Raw genomic sequence first — 15,018 nt, 5'->3', positions numbered from 1 at the left:
CTTACCATCGCGCTCCATGACGACCCCGTCCACGCTCGCAGACTGGCTGGCCCACTGCGAGCGCCTGCACCCCAAGACCATCGACCTCACGCTGGAGCGTGTGCAACGCGTGCGCGAGCGCCTGGGCGTCGGCTTCGAGTGCCCGGTGTTCACGGTGGCCGGCACCAACGGCAAAGGCTCGACCTGCGCGATGCTCGAGGCGATCCTGCTGCAGTCGGGTTACCGCGTCGGCGTCTACACGTCGCCGCACCTGGTGCACTTCGAGGAGCGCTGCCGCGTGGGCGGCGAGAGCGTCGAAGCGGCGGCGCTGCTGCCGCACTTCGCGGCGGTCGAGGCCGCGCGCCAGGGCGAAACCCTGACCTACTTCGAGTTCACCACGCTCGTGATCCTGCGCCTGCTCGGCCAGGCTGCGCTCGATGCGGTGGTGCTGGAGGTCGGTCTGGGCGGGCGTCTCGACGCGGTCAACTCGATCGACACCGACTGTGCCATCCTCACCAGCATCGACCTCGATCACATGGACTACCTGGGGGCCGATCGCGAGACGATCGGCCGTGAAAAGGCCGGCATCCTGCGCATCGGCCGGCCGGCCATCGTGAGCGATCCGCTGCCCCCGCAGAGCGTGCTCGACCGGGCCCGCGAGATCGGTGCGGACCTGTGGCGCTTCGGGCAGGACTTCAGCTACCGGGGCGACAAGCAGCAGTGGGGCTGGGCCGGACGCCTGCGCCGCCACAACGGCCTGGCGTACCCGGCGCTGCGCGGTGCCAATCAGTTGCTCAATGCCTCGGGGGTGCTGGCCGCGCTCGAGGCGCTGCGCGACCGCTTGCCGGTCACGGCGCAAGCCGTGCGCAACGGCCTGGCGATGGTCGAACTGCCCGGGCGCTTCCAGATCGTGCCGGGAGCGCCGACGCTGGTGCTCGATGTGGCGCACAACCCGCATGCAGTGGCCACGCTGGCCGAGAACCTCGACCAGATGGGCTTTTACCCGTGCACGCATGCAGTGTTCGGCGCCATGAAGGACAAGGATATCGAGACCATGTTCGCGCGGCTGCTGCCCCTGGTCGATCGCTGGTATTTCAGCGACCTGCCGACGCCCCGCGCCGCGACGGCGCAGGAGCTCCGGGCCCTGCACGCGCGCGCCCTGGCCGCGCGCGCGCCGCAGGCGACGCCGCTGCCACCGCAGGTGCAGTCCAGCGAGCACCCGGCACCCCGCGCGGCGCTCGTCGCGGCTCTCGATGCGGCAGACCCCGCTGATAGAATCGTGGTGTTCGGATCGTTCTTCACCGTCGGTGGTGTGCTCGAGAACGGGCTGCCACGCCGCACTGCCAAGCATCTGGGTTGACATTGCGGCCGCGGGCCCGATATGCAGGCGTCGCGGCCCGCATCGCGGAACCATCGCAGGGCGTTGCGCTTGCCGTCGCTCTCATCCCGGAAGCCTCCACGCATGGGTCTGCTGTCCTTCTTTCATCGCAAGCCCGAGACCGGGTCCGCTGCGGTTCCGACCGACCCCGATTCGGTCGAACTCGCCCGCCGCCGCGCGCGGCGGCGCCTGGTCGGTGCGGCGGTGCTGGTCGTGCTGGGAGTCGTGGGCTTTCCGCTGTTGTTCGATACCGCACCGCGGCCCCTGTCGAGCGACATCCCGATCGACATCCCGCGCAAGGAGGCCGTGCCTCCTCTGGCTGCCAAGCCGGCTGCGAATCCTCCTGCGGCCGCAGCGCCGGCGCCGAAGGACGACCCTGTCGTGACCGAGAACGCCGCCGATGCCGGCCGCGAAGTTGCCGCGCCCGCTGTCGAGTCCAAGGTCGCTGCGGCGGCTCCACCAGACAAACCAGTCGAAAAGCGAGTCGAGAAGAGCGCCGACAGGAAGCCCGAGCCCGCAGCGGGCAAGGCGGCCACGCCACTCAGGCCGGCCGAGTCCGCCCGGGCCCGCGCCGCGCTCGAAGGCAAGCCGGTTGCGGCGGCCAAGCCCGAGGTCGCAGGCAAAGCAGTGGACGGCGCGACGCGCTTCGTGGTGCAGGTCGGTGCCTACGGCGAAGCCGACGCGGCCCGCGCGGCGCGGCTGCGCGTCGAGAAGCTGGGCTTCAAGGCCTACACGCAGGTGGTCGAGACGCCATCCGGCAAACGCATCCGCGTGCGCATCGGCCCCTACAGCGATCGCGCCGAAGCCGACAAGGTGGCGTCGCAGATCAAGCAGTCCGGGCTTAACTCCGCGGTGCTCACGCTGTGAGTGCTGCCGTGGCACAGATCGGCTGGGTCGATTGGGTGTTTGCGGCCGTGGTCGGCTTGTCGGTCGTCGTCGGCCTGGTGCGCGGCCTGCTGTACGAGGTGATGTCGCTGCTCGGCTGGGTGGTGGCGTATGTGGCGGCCCAGGCCTTCGGTGCTGCCGTGGCGCCGAGCATTCCGGTCGGAGCGCCGGGTTCGGGCCTCAACATCGCTGCGGCGTTCGTGATCGTTTTCGTGGTGGTGCTGATCGGGTGGGGCTTCCTGTCGTGGTTGATCAAGAAGCTGGTCCAGGCTTCACCGCTCAGTCCGCTCGACCGGGTGCTCGGTGCCGTGTTCGGGCTGATGCGCGGCGTGCTGGTGGCCCTCGCTGTCGTGACGGCGGTCACCATGACGCCGCTGGCGGCATCGCCGTCGTGGCAGGCTGCGCACAGCGTGGCGGGATTGCAGGCCGTGCTGTCGGGGCTGAAGCCCTGGCTGCCGGACGAGGTGGCGCGGCACCTGCGGGCGTGAGCGCGGGTCTTCTAAAGGGGTAGTCCATGTGTGGCATCGTCGGTGTGATCTCCACTGCACCGGTCAATCAGCTGATCTACGACGCGCTGCTGCTGCTGCAGCACCGCGGCCAGGATGCGGCAGGCATCGTGACGGCCGGGCCGGACGCGAAGGGCAGGAAGTTCTTCATGCACAAGGCGCGCGGCATGGTGCGCGACGTGTTCCGCACCCGCAACATGCGGGGACTGCCCGGCACGGTGGGCCTGGGCCAGGTGCGCTACCCGACCGCAGGCAATGCCTACAGCGAAGAGGAGGCGCAGCCGTTCTACGTGAACGCGCCGTTCGGCTTGGTGCTGGTGCACAACGGCAACCTCACCAATGCCCATGCGCTCAAGCAGGAACTGTTCGCGGTGGACCGGCGCCACCTCAACACCGACAGCGACACCGAGGTGCTGCTCAACGTGGTGGCGCACGAACTCGAACTGGCGGCACGCGACCTGCCGCTGACGCCGAACGAGATCTTCAAGGCCGTCGGTGCCGTGCACCGGCGCATCAAGGGCTCGTACGCCGTCGTGTGCCTGATCGCCGGCCACGGCGTGCTCGCCTTCCGCGATCCGTTCGGCATCCGCCCGCTGTGCATGGGCGAGACGGACACGCCCGCGGGCAAGGGCGTGATGGTGGCGAGTGAGTCGGTCGCGCTCGAAGGCACCGGCCACCGCCTGTTGCGCGACGTGGCGCCGGGCGAGGCGGTGTTCATCGACCTCGAAGGCCGCATTCACGCACGCCAGTGCGCTGCGAACGCGTCCCTCAATCCTTGCGTGTTCGAGTTCGTCTACCTCGCGCGGCCCGACTCCGTGATCGACGGCATTTCCGTCTACCAGGCGCGACTCAACATGGGCGAGACGCTGGCGCAACGCCTGATCTCGACGATGCCGCCGAGCGAGGTCGACGTGGTGATCCCGATCCCTGAATCGAGCCGGCCGTCGGCGATGCAGCTGGCGCAAAAGCTCGGCAAGCCCTACCGCGAGGGCTTCGTGAAGAACCGCTATGTCGGCCGCACCTTCATCATGCCGGGGCAGGGCATGCGCAAGAAGTCGGTGCGCCAGAAGCTCAACGCGATCGTCAGCGAGTTCAAGGGCCGCAACGTGTTGCTGGTCGACGACTCCATCGTGCGCGGCACCACCAGCAAGGAGATCGTGCAGATGGCGCGCGAGGCTGGCGCGCGCAAGGTGTTCATGGCCTCGGCTGCGCCGCCGGTGCGCTTTCCGAATGTCTATGGCATCGACATGCCGACCAAGGGCGAGTTGATCGCGCACGACCGCAGCATCGAGGAGATCCGCCAGTTCATCGGTGCCGACGCGCTGATCTATCAGGACATTGCGGCCATGAAGCGGGCCGTCGGCTCGCTGAACCCGAAGCTGGCGGGCTTCGAGGCCTCGTGCTTCGACGGTGTCTACATCACCGGCGACGTCAGCGCGGCGGACTTCGAGGCCCTGGCGGCGCAGCGCCCGCTGCAGCTCGAGGAAGATGCCGAGTCGGCGTCGCGTCTGGCGCTGCAGAGCGCCACGGAGGTCTGATGGCGGGCCCCCACGATCCGAAGCGACTGCCCCGCGTCGACCTGCCGGCCGACGTGCGACTCGACACCCTGGCGGTGCGCGAGGGCCTGCCGCCGAGCCAGTACGGCGAGAATTCCGAGGCCCTGTTCCTGACCAGCAGCTTCGTGCACCCCGATGCCGCCACCGCGGCCGCGCGCTTCGCCAACGAGGAAGAAGCCTTCGTCTACTCGCGCTTCAGCAACCCGACGGTCACGATGATGGAGCGGCGCCTCGCCGCGATGGAAGGCACCGAGGCCTGCATTGCCTCGTCGAGCGGCATGAGCGCGATCCTGCTGATGTGCCTGGGGCTGTTGAAGGCCGGCGACCACGTGATCTGCTCGCAGAGCGTGTTCGGCTCGACCATCAAGCTGCTGGGCGGCGAGTTGGCGAAGTTCGGCGTGGAGACCAGCTTCGTGTCGCAGACCGACGTGGCGGCGTGGCAGGCCGCCGTGCGACCGACCACGCGGCTGCTGTTCGCCGAGACGCCGAGCAATCCGCTCACCGAGGTGTGCGACATCGCGGCGCTGGCCGCCGTGGCGCATGATGCCGGCGCCTTGCTGGCGGTCGACAACTGCTTCTGCTCGCCGGCGTTGCAGCAGCCCGTGAAGCTGGGTGCCGACCTCGTCATCCATTCGGGCACCAAGTACCTCGACGGCCAGGGGCGCGTGCTCGCGGGCGCCGTTTGCGGCCCGGCGCGCATCGTCAACGACACGCTGGTGCCGCTGATGCGCAGCGCCGGCATGAGCCTGTCGCCGTTCAACGCCTGGGTGGTGCTGAAGGGCCTGGAGACGCTGTCGATCCGCATGGCAGCGCAGAGTGCACGCGCGCTCGGGCTTGCGCAGTGGCTCGAGGCGCACCCGGCCGTGCAGCGCGTGTACCACCCCGGCCTGCCATCGCACCCACAGCATGCGCTCGCGATGGCGCAGCAGCACGGCTGCGGCGGGGCCGTGGTGTCTTTCATCGTGAAGGGCGAGGGCGCTGAACTCGCGCGCCGCAATGCCTTCCACTTGATCGACAGCACCCGCATCTGCTCCATCACCGCCAACCTCGGCGACACCAAGACCACCATCACGCACCCGGCCAGCACTTCGCACGGCCGGCTGACCGAAGCACAGCGCCTGGCGGCCGGCATCACGCAGGGCATGATCCGCGTCGCGGCAGGGCTGGACGATCTGGACGACCTGAAGGCCGATCTCGCCCGCGGCCTCGACACCCTGACCGCATGAGCACCACCACCGCGCAGGTCCGCACGCGCTTCGCGCCGTCGCCGACCGGCTTCATCCACCTCGGTAACATCCGCTCCGCGCTCTACCCCTGGGCCTATGCGCGGGCCACCGGCGGCGTGTTCGTGCTGCGCATCGAAGACACCGATGTCGAGCGCTCGTCGCAGGAAGCGGTCGACGTCGTCCTCGAGAGCATGCGCTGGCTCGGCCTCGATGCCGACGAGGGCCCGTTCTTCCAGATGCAGCGCATGGACCGCTACAAGGAAGTGCTCGCGCAGATGCTTGAGCAGGGCCTCGCCTACCACTGCTACATGAGCCAGGCCGAACTCGACGCGCTGCGCGAGCGCCAGATGGCCGCCAAGCAGAAGCCGCGCTATGACGGCACCTGGCGGCCCGAGCCCGGCAAGACCCTGCCACCGGTGCCGCCCGGCGTGCAGCCGGTGATCCGCTTCAAGTCGCCGATCGGCGGCAGCGTGGCATGGGACGACAAGGTCAAGGGCCGCATCGAGTTCAGCAACGATGAACTCGACGACCTGGTGATCGCGCGGCCCGCGGCGAACGCTGCGGCGGACGGTGCCGCCGCGATAGGCACGCCGACCTACAACTTCTGCGTCGTCGTCGACGACGCCGACATGAAGATCACCCACGTGATCCGCGGTGACGACCACGTGAACAACACGCCGCGGCAGATCCACATCCTGCGCGCGCTCGGTCACGAGCCTCCGGTCTACGCGCACCTGCCCACCGTGCTGAACGAGCAGGGCGAGAAGATGAGCAAGCGCCACGGCGCCAAGCCCGTCACCCAGTACCGCGACGAGGGCTACCTCGCCGATGCCGTGGTCAACTACCTGGCACGCCTGGGCTGGAGCCACGGCGACGACGAGATCTTCTCGCGCGAGCAACTGGTCGAGTGGTTCAGCCTCGATCACCTCGGCAAGAGTGCCGCGCAGTTCGACGAGGCCAAGCTGCGCTGGGTCGGCGCCCAGCACCTCAAGCGCACCGACGACGCGGCGCTGGCGCCGCTGGTGGCGCTGCAACTGCATCGGCTCGGCCTTGCCGCGCCCACCGACGAGCGGCTCGCGCAACTGTGCGGGCTGTTCAAGGACCGCTGCGCCACCACCGTCGAGCTGGCGCAGTGGTTGGCGATGTACTTCGGCGAGGTGACGCCGAGCGCCGAGGACCTCGCGGCCCACGTGACCGACGCGGTGAAACCCGCGCTGTCGTCGCTCGCGGGCCGGCTCACAGAGATCGCCTGGGATGCCGCATCGATCCAGCAGGCCTTCAAGGCCACGCTCGCCGAACACGGCCTGAGGATGCCGCAACTGGCGCATGCGGTGCGCGTGCTGGTTTGCGGCCGCGCCCAGACGCCGTCGGTCGATGCGGTGCTGGCCCTGTTTGCCCGCGACACCGTGCTGGCGCGCTTGCGAGCCTCCTGAGAATCGTCATATAATTTCGGTCTCGCTTGAACAGCGCCGGGGGTATAGCTCAGCTGGGAGAGCGCTTGCATGGCATGCAAGAGGTCAGCGGTTCGATCCCGCTTACCTCCACCAAAAGCTAGACGCTGCGGTGGCGCTGTTCAAAATGAGAAGATTCACAAGAAGGTTTCAGTCCCCTTCGTCTAGAGGCCTAGGACACCACCCTTTCACGGTGATTACAGGGGTTCGAATCCCCTAGGGGACGCCAAGTTAGCGCAGGACTTGCACAGCAATGTGAAACCTGCCAACCACGTGGAGTGGTAGTTCAGTTGGTTAGAATACCGGCCTGTCACGCCGGGGGTCGCGGGTTCGAGTCCCGTCCACTCCGCCAAGTCTCAAGTGGTTCCATGTAGTCTCATGGAGTCCCAATTTGACCCAAAAGGGCCACTGCGAATTTGCAGTGGCCCTTTTTCTTTTTTTGGTCCAGCAAGTGTCATGTGGCCCCATCGAATCCCAGGGGTTGGGACACCAGTTCGACTTCGAACTCCTCACTGGAAAGTGCTGCGGTCAATTGGGCTTGGCTAGATTCGTGGGTGAAATTGCGGCTCGCCAAGCATATGGCATCTCATTAGCGACAGGAGCAAGCGATAAGGCGTTCTTATGTAGCACCTGTGCATGACATCGCCCCTACAAGTGCGGCGAAACGCCTTATGAAGATTGACGCCCTCAGTACCGGTCATCCGGTCCAACGCGGCACCCCTGTGAACGACCGCAATGGGTTTGAAACCGTGAGTTCAAGGCGCAGCCGCGAATGGCAGCACCCGCCCCCGACACCGGCTGTTGGGTCAGGACGCGTCACACGGCAACGTGCTCACAGTTGCAGCCTTCGGAATTGACTAACGAGTCGACGCTTCGCGTTTGAGCCTGCGCACGTTCGAAGTCGCCTTTGCCGGCGACAACCAGGTCTCGAACCCGTCGAGCAACAGCTGCAGTCCGGCTTCGAAGGTCGTCGCGGTATCCAGCTTGGCGAAGCTAGACACCAAGTAGGTGGCGCCCGGCAGCGCCGCCTGTTCGAACCGCGAGACGTAGCCGACGATGTAGTCGTGATGGGTGCCGGGCGCCAGCCTCTTCTCGACTTCGGCCGAGATGCTGGAGATGAACAGCATCAGCAGGTGGTAGGCGAGCGCAGCCTGCGCCGTTGTAAAGCCCGCGTTTCGGAGGATGCGACCGATGTGGTCGAAGAACGCCAGGCCATAGTCGGTCTCCCCCGGCTCGACCCGCTGGAAGAGCCGGAAGCGGTTGTTCGTCAGGATGTAGGTGCCCAGGCCCGGCCAGGTTGCCGTGATTTCCACGACACGTCGGGAGACGGTCTCGAGGTCCCCGCGCCAGGCGCCGACGAGTGGCGGCAAGGCCTCCATGCGCTCCTTGAAGGCGAAGTTGATCACCGCGCTGAGCAGGTCGTCCCGGCTGCCGATGTAGTAGTGGATCAGGCCGGGCGCAACACCCATCTCGCGGGCGACGCGCACCATGGACAGGTCGGTCAGCGGCTCACGCCGTGCGAGCTCGATCGCGCACTGCACGACGGCGTCGCGCGAGAGCGAAGGTGCGCCGTCGGCGCCCTTCGGACGCCGGCCGGCTCGCCGCGCCGGCTGCTCGTCTGTGGGTTTGGGCTTGATGGCCTTCATTGGATCCAGGCAGGTTCGTTGATCACGATCATATTTGACATGCCCTCAGTTTGCCACTACATTCGTCATCATCATTTGACTGCATCTCAAATAATGTCTGATCGAGCATCGATGCCTGCAGCCACGTCGGCCGCCGCAAGCTCGCGGCCCAGGGTGGCCGTCACCGCGGGGCTGCGCGGCGCTTCATGGGCGCCTCAGCGCATGGAGCTGCCATTCCAGGCGCGCCCATGTCCCCTGACGACGCAGGATGGCCAGGCGGTGCAGGGTCTGCTGTACAGCCGTGGCCCGAGCCGCAAGGTCGTGTTCCTGATGCATCCGCGCGAATTCATCGCGACGCACTACCTCGTGCCCGATGTGCTCGATGCCGGGTGGGCCTGCTGGGTTCAAGGCGCCCGATCGATCGGCAACGACCTGCGCCTCGAACACGAGTTCGCCGTCCACGACGTCGCGGCCGGCATGTTGCACTTGCGCACGCTCGGCTTCGAGACCGTCGTGCTGCTCGGCAACTCCGGCGGCGCAGGCCTGTTCGCCTTCTACAACCAGCAGTCGTTGTTGTCGCCGGCACAGCGCATCCTGCGGACGCCCGCGGGCCGGCCGACCGCCCTCGACACGGCGACGCTGCCTGCGGCCGACGGCGTCGTGCTGGTGTCGCCCCATCCGGGGCAGGGCGTGCTGCTGATGAACGCGCTGGATCCCTCGGTCACGGACGAGTCCGATCCGTTCTCGCGGGATGCGTCGCTCGATCCGTTCAGCGCCGCCAACGGCTTCCGTGCGCCGCCGGAGTCGTCGCGCTACGGCGCCGACTTCGTCGCGCGCTACCGCGCCGCGCAGCGCGACCGCGTGGCGTGCCTGGATGCTCGGGCGCTCGCCCTGGTGGAGCAGAAGCAGGCCGCGCGAGGCCGCTACAAGACCTCGCGCGATGCGCAGGACAAGACTCTTGCGAGCCACGGCGCCATCTTCACGGTGTGGCGCACCGACGCCGACCTGCGCTGCTGGGACCTGGCGCTCGACCCCTCGGATCGGCTGGTCGGCTCGCTGTGGGGCGCGGACCCGGTGGTGTCCAACCTGGGCAGCGTGGGTTTCGGGCGTGTCGTTACGCCGGAATCCTGGTTGTCGACCTGGTCGGGCTTGTCGTCCAACGCGTCGATGCAGAAGTGCGCCGCTTCGATCGAGCAGCCCGCGCTGCTGGTCGAGTACAGCGGCGACAACTGCGTCTTCCCCGCGGACGTCGACGCGATCTATGCAGGCATGCGCACCAGCCGCAAGGAACGGCACCGGGTGCGCGGCAACCACCATGGTCAGCCGCTCGACGATGGCGAGGAGTCCGGGCAGGTGATCGCCGGCTGCCACCTGTCGCGCTGGCTGGCCGAGACCTTCGCCTGAACGCGTGCCGCCCATGCATGAAGAGCAAGCGATGCAGACCCTGAATCCGTCGCGCCCGTGGCGCGTTGCCTATCCCATGCCGGGCGTCGTCTACCCCGACGAGGGTGAACTCGCCCGCTACGTTCGCGAAGGGGCGCTCGGCTTCGACACGCTGGTCGACGGCTTCCGGCAGGCGTGTGCCCGACACCCCGACAACGTCGCGCTGCTCGGGTCCGGCCTGCGCATCAGCTATGCCGAACTCGACGCGCTCAGCACCCGCCTCGGTGCGGCGCTGATGCGCCTGGGGCTGCGGCCGCTCGACCGCGCGATCTTCCAGCTCGGCGACAGCGAGCAGCTGGTCATCGCCTTCCTGGCCTGCCTGAAGGCTGGCGTGATCCCGGTGTGCACGCTGACGGCGCACCGCGAGCGCGAGATCGGCTACCTCGCACAGCTTGCCGAGGCGCGGCTGCACATCGTGCAAGGCGACGATCCCAAGTTCGACGGCGTCGCGTTTGCGCGGAAGATGCAGCAGCAGGTGCCGACGCTGCAGGCCATCCTGCAGGCGCGCGGCGAACCCCAAGCCGGCGTGCTGCATCTGCAGGCGCTGATCGACTCGATCGACCTCGACGAGGCCAACGAACTGTTGGCGTCGGTCGCGCTCGATCCTTTCCAGGTCGCGGTGTTCCAGCTGTCGGGCGGCACGACCGGCGTGCCGAAGATCATCCCGCGCTTCCACAACGAGTACCTCTACAACATGCGCGCGGTCGCGGCCTGGCTGCGCTATGGCCCGGACGACGTGCTGTTCATGCCGCAGCCCATGGTTCACAACCTGAACATGGGCTGCTGCTTCGGCCCGTTCCTGATGACCGGTGGCACCGTGACGATCGCCCCGGACCTGCAGCCCGAAACGCTGATCTCGCTGATCGAGACGACGCGGCCGACATGGCTGATGCTCGGCGGTCCAATCGTCGCGCGGCTCGAGTCGGCCATCGCCGCGGGGCGCGTCGATCTCGCGAATGCGCGCGGCGTCATCGCCGCCGGCGGGACGCGCAAGCTGCGCGCGCTACTCGGCGTGCCGGTGCATCTCATCTTCGGCATCACCGAGGGCGTGATCACCCTGACGCATGCCGACGACCCGCCTGAGGCGCAGGACGCAACGCACGGCCGGCCGGTCAGCCCGTGGGACCGCATCCGCATCGTCGTGCCCGGCACGGAGACACTCGCGGTGCCCGGCGAAATCGGCGAGCCGGTCTTCAAGGGGCCGTACACGATCCGCGGCTACTACCGTGCCGAAGAGCGCAACCGCGAGACCTTCACCAGCGACGGCGCCTACCGCTCCGGCGACCTGATGCATGAGGAGGTCATCGACGGCAAGACGTACTACGTCTTCTGCGGCCGGCTGAAGGACCTGGTCAGCCGCGGCGGCGAGAAGATCAACTGCGAGGAGGTGGAGATGGCCGTCGCCGGCCACCCGGCCGTCGCCGCCGTCGCCGCCGTGCCCTACCCGGACCCCGTGTTCGACGAGCGCCTGTGCGCGGTGCTGATCCTGCGCGACGGCCATGCGGCACCGACCGTCGCCGAACTCGGTGGCTACCTGCAGCACTACGGACTCGCGAAGTTCAAGTGGCCCGAGCGCATCGAAGTCGTCACCACCTTCCCGCTCACGGCGTCCGGAAAGCTCAGCAAGGCGGCGCTGAAGGATCTCGTCCACGAGCGCATCGCCGCCGAGCACGGCCGCTGAGCCGCCGCCCCCCTTGATTCATCAGGAGACCTGTCGATGTCATCCCCCCATCCCGTCCTGCACGGTGTGCACCACACCGCGCGCCCGACCTGGAAGCTGCGCGAGACCGTGGAGTTCTACCGCGACAAGCTCGGCCTGCCCCTCGTGCACGCGATCTCTGCGCGCGGCTGGGGTCCGCGCGAGCACCCGGACTTCCTGCACTTCTTCTTCGGCAGTGGCCAGGGCAGCACGATCGCCTTCTTCTACTACATCGGTGCCGAGCAGCCCGACTACACGCTGCCGCGCGACGACTACCGCTACGAGGCCACCCATACCGCGTGGCAGGTCCACTCCTACGAGGAGCTGAACGCCTGGCGCGAACGGATCGAATCGCAGGGCATTCCGATCATCTTCCAGATCCGGCATGAGCTGATCGAGTCGATCTACTTCCGTGATCCCAACGGCTACTACCTCGAGATCACGCGCGAAGTGCGGGACATGAATCCGCTCGACGCCGCCGACGCGACGCGGACGCTGGACGCGGCGATGGCGATCGAGGACGCGCAGAGGAGCGGCGGGTCGGCGTTCGGATCGATCGACCAGGTCTGGCGGGAGAAGGCGCGTGCCCTGGCGTCGCAGTCGCCGCCCGCCACCGGGCTGGCATCGATCTTCGTGCTCGACGTGCCCGAGTTCGAGCCCATCGTCGCGGCGTGCAGGCAGGCGCCTGGATGCCGGCTCGACGGTCCCATCGACGGCTACTGGCACATCAGCTCGCCCGGGCCGATCGTGTTCGAGCGCAAGCCGCTCGGCCTGGTGCCGGCCCTGTGGAACGCGGCCCTGACCGGCGGCTTCGACGGCGTCGTCAAGGTGTTCGACCGTCATCGCCTCGAGGTGGCGCCGGAGCTGGCCGCATGAAGGTCGCGATCATCGGTGGCGGGCCATCGGGCCTGTACCTCGCCCTGCTGCTCAAGCGTCGAGCGCCCCACTGGAGCGTCCATGTCGTCGAACAGAACCCCCCGGACGCCACCTTCGGCTTCGGGGTGGTGCTTGCCGACACCGGCCTGCTGCAGTTGCAGGACGCCGACGCCGACTCCTACGACGCCTTGTGCGCGGCGATGCGCTACAACGAGCGCCAGATCATCGTGCAGCGCGAGCAGGCGATCGAGGTCCGCCTCAACGTGCGGGGCGGTGCGATTCCGCGGCTGACGATGCTGCAGATCCTCGAAGACCAGGTACAGCGGGCCGGCGTCGATATCCGCTTCTGCCATCGGATCGAGTCGATCGACGATCTGGCCGGGCTCGGTCTCGGCGATGCGGACGTCGTCGTCGGCGCCGATGGTGTGAACTCGGTGCTGCGCCGGCAGTACGCGGACGAGCTGGGCACGACTCAGCGTGCCCTGACGAACCACTTCGCGTGGTACGGCACGAAGAAGGTGTTCGAGAGCCCGGCGCTCGTGTTCCGCAAGCGCGATGGCGGCCATTTCGTCGCCCACTACTACGCCTACAGCGACGAGATGAGCACCTTCGTTGCCGAGTGCGACGACGCGACCTGGCGCCGGCTGGGCCTGGACCGGATGTCCGACGACGAGCGGCATGCCTTGTTCGAGGACATCTTCGAGCCCGAACTGGCCGGCCGGAAACTGATCTCGAACAAGTCGCTCTGGCGTCAGTTCCCGGTCATCCGCAATGCGCGCTGGTCGCACGGCCGCAACGTCCTGATCGGCGATGCGCTCGCCAGCGCGCACTTCTCGATCGGATCGGGCACCCGCATCGCGATGACCGACTCGATCGCGCTCTCCCGCGCCTTGCTGGGTTGCGACGGCGACGTCGCGGCGGGACTGGCGGCCTTCGAGCGCGACCATGCGCCGCAGAAGCACAAGCTCATCGCGGCCTCCGAGCAGTCCTACAACTGGTACGAGCGCATGGCCGAGTGGATGGACGGGCTGACGGCCGAGGAGTTCGTCTACCAGTTCATGACGCGCACCGGCCGCGTCGACGACGAGCGGCTGCGGGCCGAGTTTCCGGAGCTGATGCGTCGCCTCGGCCGTGGCGGCGAGGCGGCATGAACGAGAGCGTCGAGATCGTCGTCGCCGATCGGCCGTTCACGGTGCGTCGAACCGCCCGCTGGGTCGATTGCGACCCCGCGGGGGTCGTCTACGCGGGCCGCTACCCCGACTACTTGCTTGGCGCGGTGGGGCACTTCCTGCGCGCGCTGCGAGGCGCGCCAGTCGCGCTTGCGCCGGAGGTCGATCTGATCTGCAAGCACATGGCCCTGACGTTCCAGGCCTCGTTGTGCCCGGACGATGTTGTCGACATCCGGCTTGGAATCGGCCAGGTGCGTGAGCACAGTTTCGACATCGTCGCCGAAGCGAGGCGCCTGGACGGTCGGTCCGCATTCGGCGGGGTGTTCACGCCAATCTGCGTGCCGCAGGGGCGGCTCGACAAGAAGGCCCCGATCCCGCCTGCCTTGCGACAGGCGCTCGAACGCCAATTGATCGTGAACGGAAGCATGTCATGACGCCACGAACCTACCGGATCGGCCAGATCGTTCCCAGCTCCAACACCACGATGGAGACCGAGATTCCGGCCATGCTCGCCGCCCGCACCGTGCTGCGGCCGCAGGAGCGCTTCACCTTCCACTCCAGTCGCATGCGCATGCACAAGGTGACGCGCGAGGAACTGGAGGCGATGAATCGCGAGGGCCTGCGCTGTGCAGCCGAGCTGGCGGATGCGCGGGTCGATGTCATGAGCACGGCCTGCCTGGTTGCCATCATGGCGATGGGTCCTGGGCACCATCGAAAAGTGCAGCGCGAACTCGAGGAAGTGGCCCGCGCCAACCAGTGCGATGCGCCAGTGATGACTTCGGCCGGCGCACTGGTCGAGGGACTGCAGATCATGGGTGCGAAGAAGATCTCCCTGCTCGCGCCATACATGTGCGCGCTGACCGACCGTGTCGTCGAGTATCTCGAGGGCGAGGGCATCGAGGTTGTAGATGCCTTGTCGTTCGAGATTCCCGACAACCTCGAAGTTGGCCGGCGCGACCCGGCGCGGCTGATCGAGGACGTCAAGCGACTGAACACGAGCAACGTCGACGTCGTCGTGTTGTCCGCCTGCGTGCAGATGCCGTCGTTGCCTTCGGTCCAGCTCGTGCAGGACCGGCTGGGCATCCCGGTCACCTCGACGGCGATCTGCACGACACGGCGCATGCTCGACCACCTCGGACTCGACCCCGTCGTGCCGAACGCCGGGGCGTTGCTGTCGGGGCGCTATCCCGCTGTCATTGCGAAAGCGGCCTGAGCGCGCGGGCCG

The 15,018-nt window shown here is 67.7% G+C and carries 13 protein-coding genes and 3 tRNA genes; 15 read left to right on the top strand and 1 reads right to left on the bottom strand.

All coding sequences use genetic code 11. The features are described from left to right. Positions 1–16 precede the first annotated feature (16 nt). The 9 genes from folC to ACQY9S_RS08290 all read left to right on the top strand — a co-directional run bounded on the left by folC (position 17) and on the right by ACQY9S_RS08290 (position 7,333). On the top strand, positions 17–1,339 hold the full coding sequence (gene folC, locus ACQY9S_RS08330) for a bifunctional tetrahydrofolate synthase/dihydrofolate synthase (protein ID WP_428424722.1): 1,323 nt from the start codon (positions 17–19) through the stop codon (positions 1,337–1,339). A gap of 102 nt (positions 1,340–1,441) precedes the next feature. Beyond that, positions 1,442–2,224, top strand: a complete 783-nt coding sequence (locus ACQY9S_RS08325; protein ID WP_428424720.1) for an SPOR domain-containing protein — start codon at positions 1,442–1,444, stop codon at positions 2,222–2,224. Continuing rightward, a complete protein-coding gene (locus ACQY9S_RS08320; protein ID WP_428424718.1) occupies positions 2,221–2,730 on the top strand; it encodes a CvpA family protein in 510 nt (169 codons plus the stop codon). Before ACQY9S_RS08325 ends, ACQY9S_RS08320 begins: the two co-directional genes overlap by 4 nt. 26 nt (positions 2,731–2,756) lie before the next feature. Continuing rightward, positions 2,757–4,286 (top strand): amidophosphoribosyltransferase, encoded by a 1,530-nt coding sequence (gene purF / locus ACQY9S_RS08315; RefSeq protein WP_428424716.1) that lies wholly within the window; start codon positions 2,757–2,759, stop codon positions 4,284–4,286. Next, positions 4,286–5,530, top strand: a complete 1,245-nt coding sequence (locus ACQY9S_RS08310) for an O-succinylhomoserine sulfhydrylase (protein ID WP_428424714.1) — start codon at positions 4,286–4,288, stop codon at positions 5,528–5,530. The genes purF and ACQY9S_RS08310 overlap by 1 nt, the downstream gene beginning before the upstream one ends. Then, the gene (gene gltX, locus ACQY9S_RS08305) at positions 5,527–6,963 is read left to right on the top strand and encodes a glutamate--tRNA ligase (RefSeq protein WP_428424712.1); all 1,437 of its coding nucleotides are present in this window, start codon (positions 5,527–5,529) and stop codon (positions 6,961–6,963) included. The genes ACQY9S_RS08310 and gltX overlap by 4 nt, the downstream gene beginning before the upstream one ends. A gap of 38 nt (positions 6,964–7,001) precedes the next feature. Further along, positions 7,002–7,077: transfer RNA gene (locus tag ACQY9S_RS08300), tRNA-Ala, on the top strand. 57 nt (positions 7,078–7,134) lie between these two features. Further along, positions 7,135–7,210: transfer RNA gene (locus ACQY9S_RS08295), tRNA-Glu, on the top strand. 46 nt (positions 7,211–7,256) lie between these two features. Then, a tRNA-Asp gene (locus tag ACQY9S_RS08290) sits at positions 7,257–7,333 on the top strand. A 505-nt stretch (positions 7,334–7,838) separates the two neighbouring features. On the opposite strand, the gene ACQY9S_RS08285 is transcribed toward ACQY9S_RS08290, so the two are convergent. Next, on the bottom strand, positions 7,839–8,627 hold the full coding sequence (locus ACQY9S_RS08285; RefSeq protein ID WP_428424710.1) for a TetR/AcrR family transcriptional regulator: 789 nt from the start codon (positions 8,625–8,627) through the stop codon (positions 7,839–7,841). Positions 8,628–8,738: 111 nt separating this feature from the next. Between ACQY9S_RS08285 and ACQY9S_RS08280 the strand changes: the two genes are divergently transcribed. Genes ACQY9S_RS08280 through ACQY9S_RS08255 form a run of 6 tightly spaced genes read left to right on the top strand, consistent with a single transcriptional unit; the run spans position 8,739 to position 15,006 of the window. Continuing rightward, positions 8,739–10,010, top strand: a complete 1,272-nt coding sequence (locus ACQY9S_RS08280; protein ID WP_428424708.1) for an alpha/beta hydrolase — start codon at positions 8,739–8,741, stop codon at positions 10,008–10,010. Positions 10,011–10,023: 13 nt separating this feature from the next. Further along, on the top strand, positions 10,024–11,730 hold the full coding sequence (locus ACQY9S_RS08275; protein ID WP_428424706.1) for an AMP-binding protein: 1,707 nt from the start codon (positions 10,024–10,026) through the stop codon (positions 11,728–11,730). 36 nt (positions 11,731–11,766) lie between these two features. After that, complete coding sequence (locus ACQY9S_RS08270; RefSeq protein ID WP_428424704.1) at positions 11,767–12,624, top strand: VOC family protein; 858 nt, start codon at positions 11,767–11,769, stop codon at positions 12,622–12,624. Then, a complete protein-coding gene (locus ACQY9S_RS08265; RefSeq protein ID WP_428424702.1) occupies positions 12,621–13,775 on the top strand; it encodes an FAD-dependent monooxygenase in 1,155 nt (384 codons plus the stop codon). The genes ACQY9S_RS08270 and ACQY9S_RS08265 overlap by 4 nt, the downstream gene beginning before the upstream one ends. Next, positions 13,772–14,227: an acyl-CoA thioesterase gene (locus tag ACQY9S_RS08260; protein WP_428424700.1), complete on the top strand. Its 456-nt coding sequence runs from the start codon at positions 13,772–13,774 to the stop codon at positions 14,225–14,227. Before ACQY9S_RS08265 ends, ACQY9S_RS08260 begins: the two co-directional genes overlap by 4 nt. After that, positions 14,224–15,006 (top strand): maleate cis-trans isomerase family protein, encoded by a 783-nt coding sequence (locus ACQY9S_RS08255; protein WP_428424698.1) that lies wholly within the window; start codon positions 14,224–14,226, stop codon positions 15,004–15,006. Before ACQY9S_RS08260 ends, ACQY9S_RS08255 begins: the two co-directional genes overlap by 4 nt. Positions 15,007–15,018: the final 12 nt, after the last annotated feature.

Origin of the sequence: Methylibium sp., assembly GCF_965279545.1 — a bacterium.
In the GTDB taxonomy this organism is placed as follows: Bacteria; Pseudomonadota; Gammaproteobacteria; order Burkholderiales; family Burkholderiaceae_C; genus Methylibium.
This window is presented reverse-complemented; position numbering and strand designations above follow the sequence as displayed.

What these genes read in the sequence shown, in the direction of transcription:
- gltX (WP_428424712.1), top strand. Translation starts at nt 5,527, where the DNA reads ATGAGCACCACCACCGCGCAGGTCCGCACGCGCTTCGCGCCGTCGCCG.
- ACQY9S_RS08285 (WP_428424710.1), bottom strand. Translation starts at nt 8,627, where the DNA reads ATGAAGGCCATCAAGCCCAAACCCACAGACGAGCAGCCGGCGCGGCGA.
- ACQY9S_RS08310 (WP_428424714.1), top strand. Translation starts at nt 4,286, where the DNA reads ATGGCGGGCCCCCACGATCCGAAGCGACTGCCCCGCGTCGACCTGCCG.
- ACQY9S_RS08275 (WP_428424706.1), top strand. Translation starts at nt 10,024, where the DNA reads ATGCATGAAGAGCAAGCGATGCAGACCCTGAATCCGTCGCGCCCGTGG.
- folC (WP_428424722.1), top strand. Translation starts at nt 17, where the DNA reads ATGACGACCCCGTCCACGCTCGCAGACTGGCTGGCCCACTGCGAGCGC.
- ACQY9S_RS08255 (WP_428424698.1), top strand. Translation starts at nt 14,224, where the DNA reads ATGACGCCACGAACCTACCGGATCGGCCAGATCGTTCCCAGCTCCAAC.
- ACQY9S_RS08260 (WP_428424700.1), top strand. Translation starts at nt 13,772, where the DNA reads ATGAACGAGAGCGTCGAGATCGTCGTCGCCGATCGGCCGTTCACGGTG.
- ACQY9S_RS08280 (WP_428424708.1), top strand. Translation starts at nt 8,739, where the DNA reads ATGCCTGCAGCCACGTCGGCCGCCGCAAGCTCGCGGCCCAGGGTGGCC.
- ACQY9S_RS08265 (WP_428424702.1), top strand. Translation starts at nt 12,621, where the DNA reads ATGAAGGTCGCGATCATCGGTGGCGGGCCATCGGGCCTGTACCTCGCC.
- ACQY9S_RS08270 (WP_428424704.1), top strand. Translation starts at nt 11,767, where the DNA reads ATGTCATCCCCCCATCCCGTCCTGCACGGTGTGCACCACACCGCGCGC.
- ACQY9S_RS08325 (WP_428424720.1), top strand. Translation starts at nt 1,442, where the DNA reads ATGGGTCTGCTGTCCTTCTTTCATCGCAAGCCCGAGACCGGGTCCGCT.
- purF (WP_428424716.1), top strand. Translation starts at nt 2,757, where the DNA reads ATGTGTGGCATCGTCGGTGTGATCTCCACTGCACCGGTCAATCAGCTG.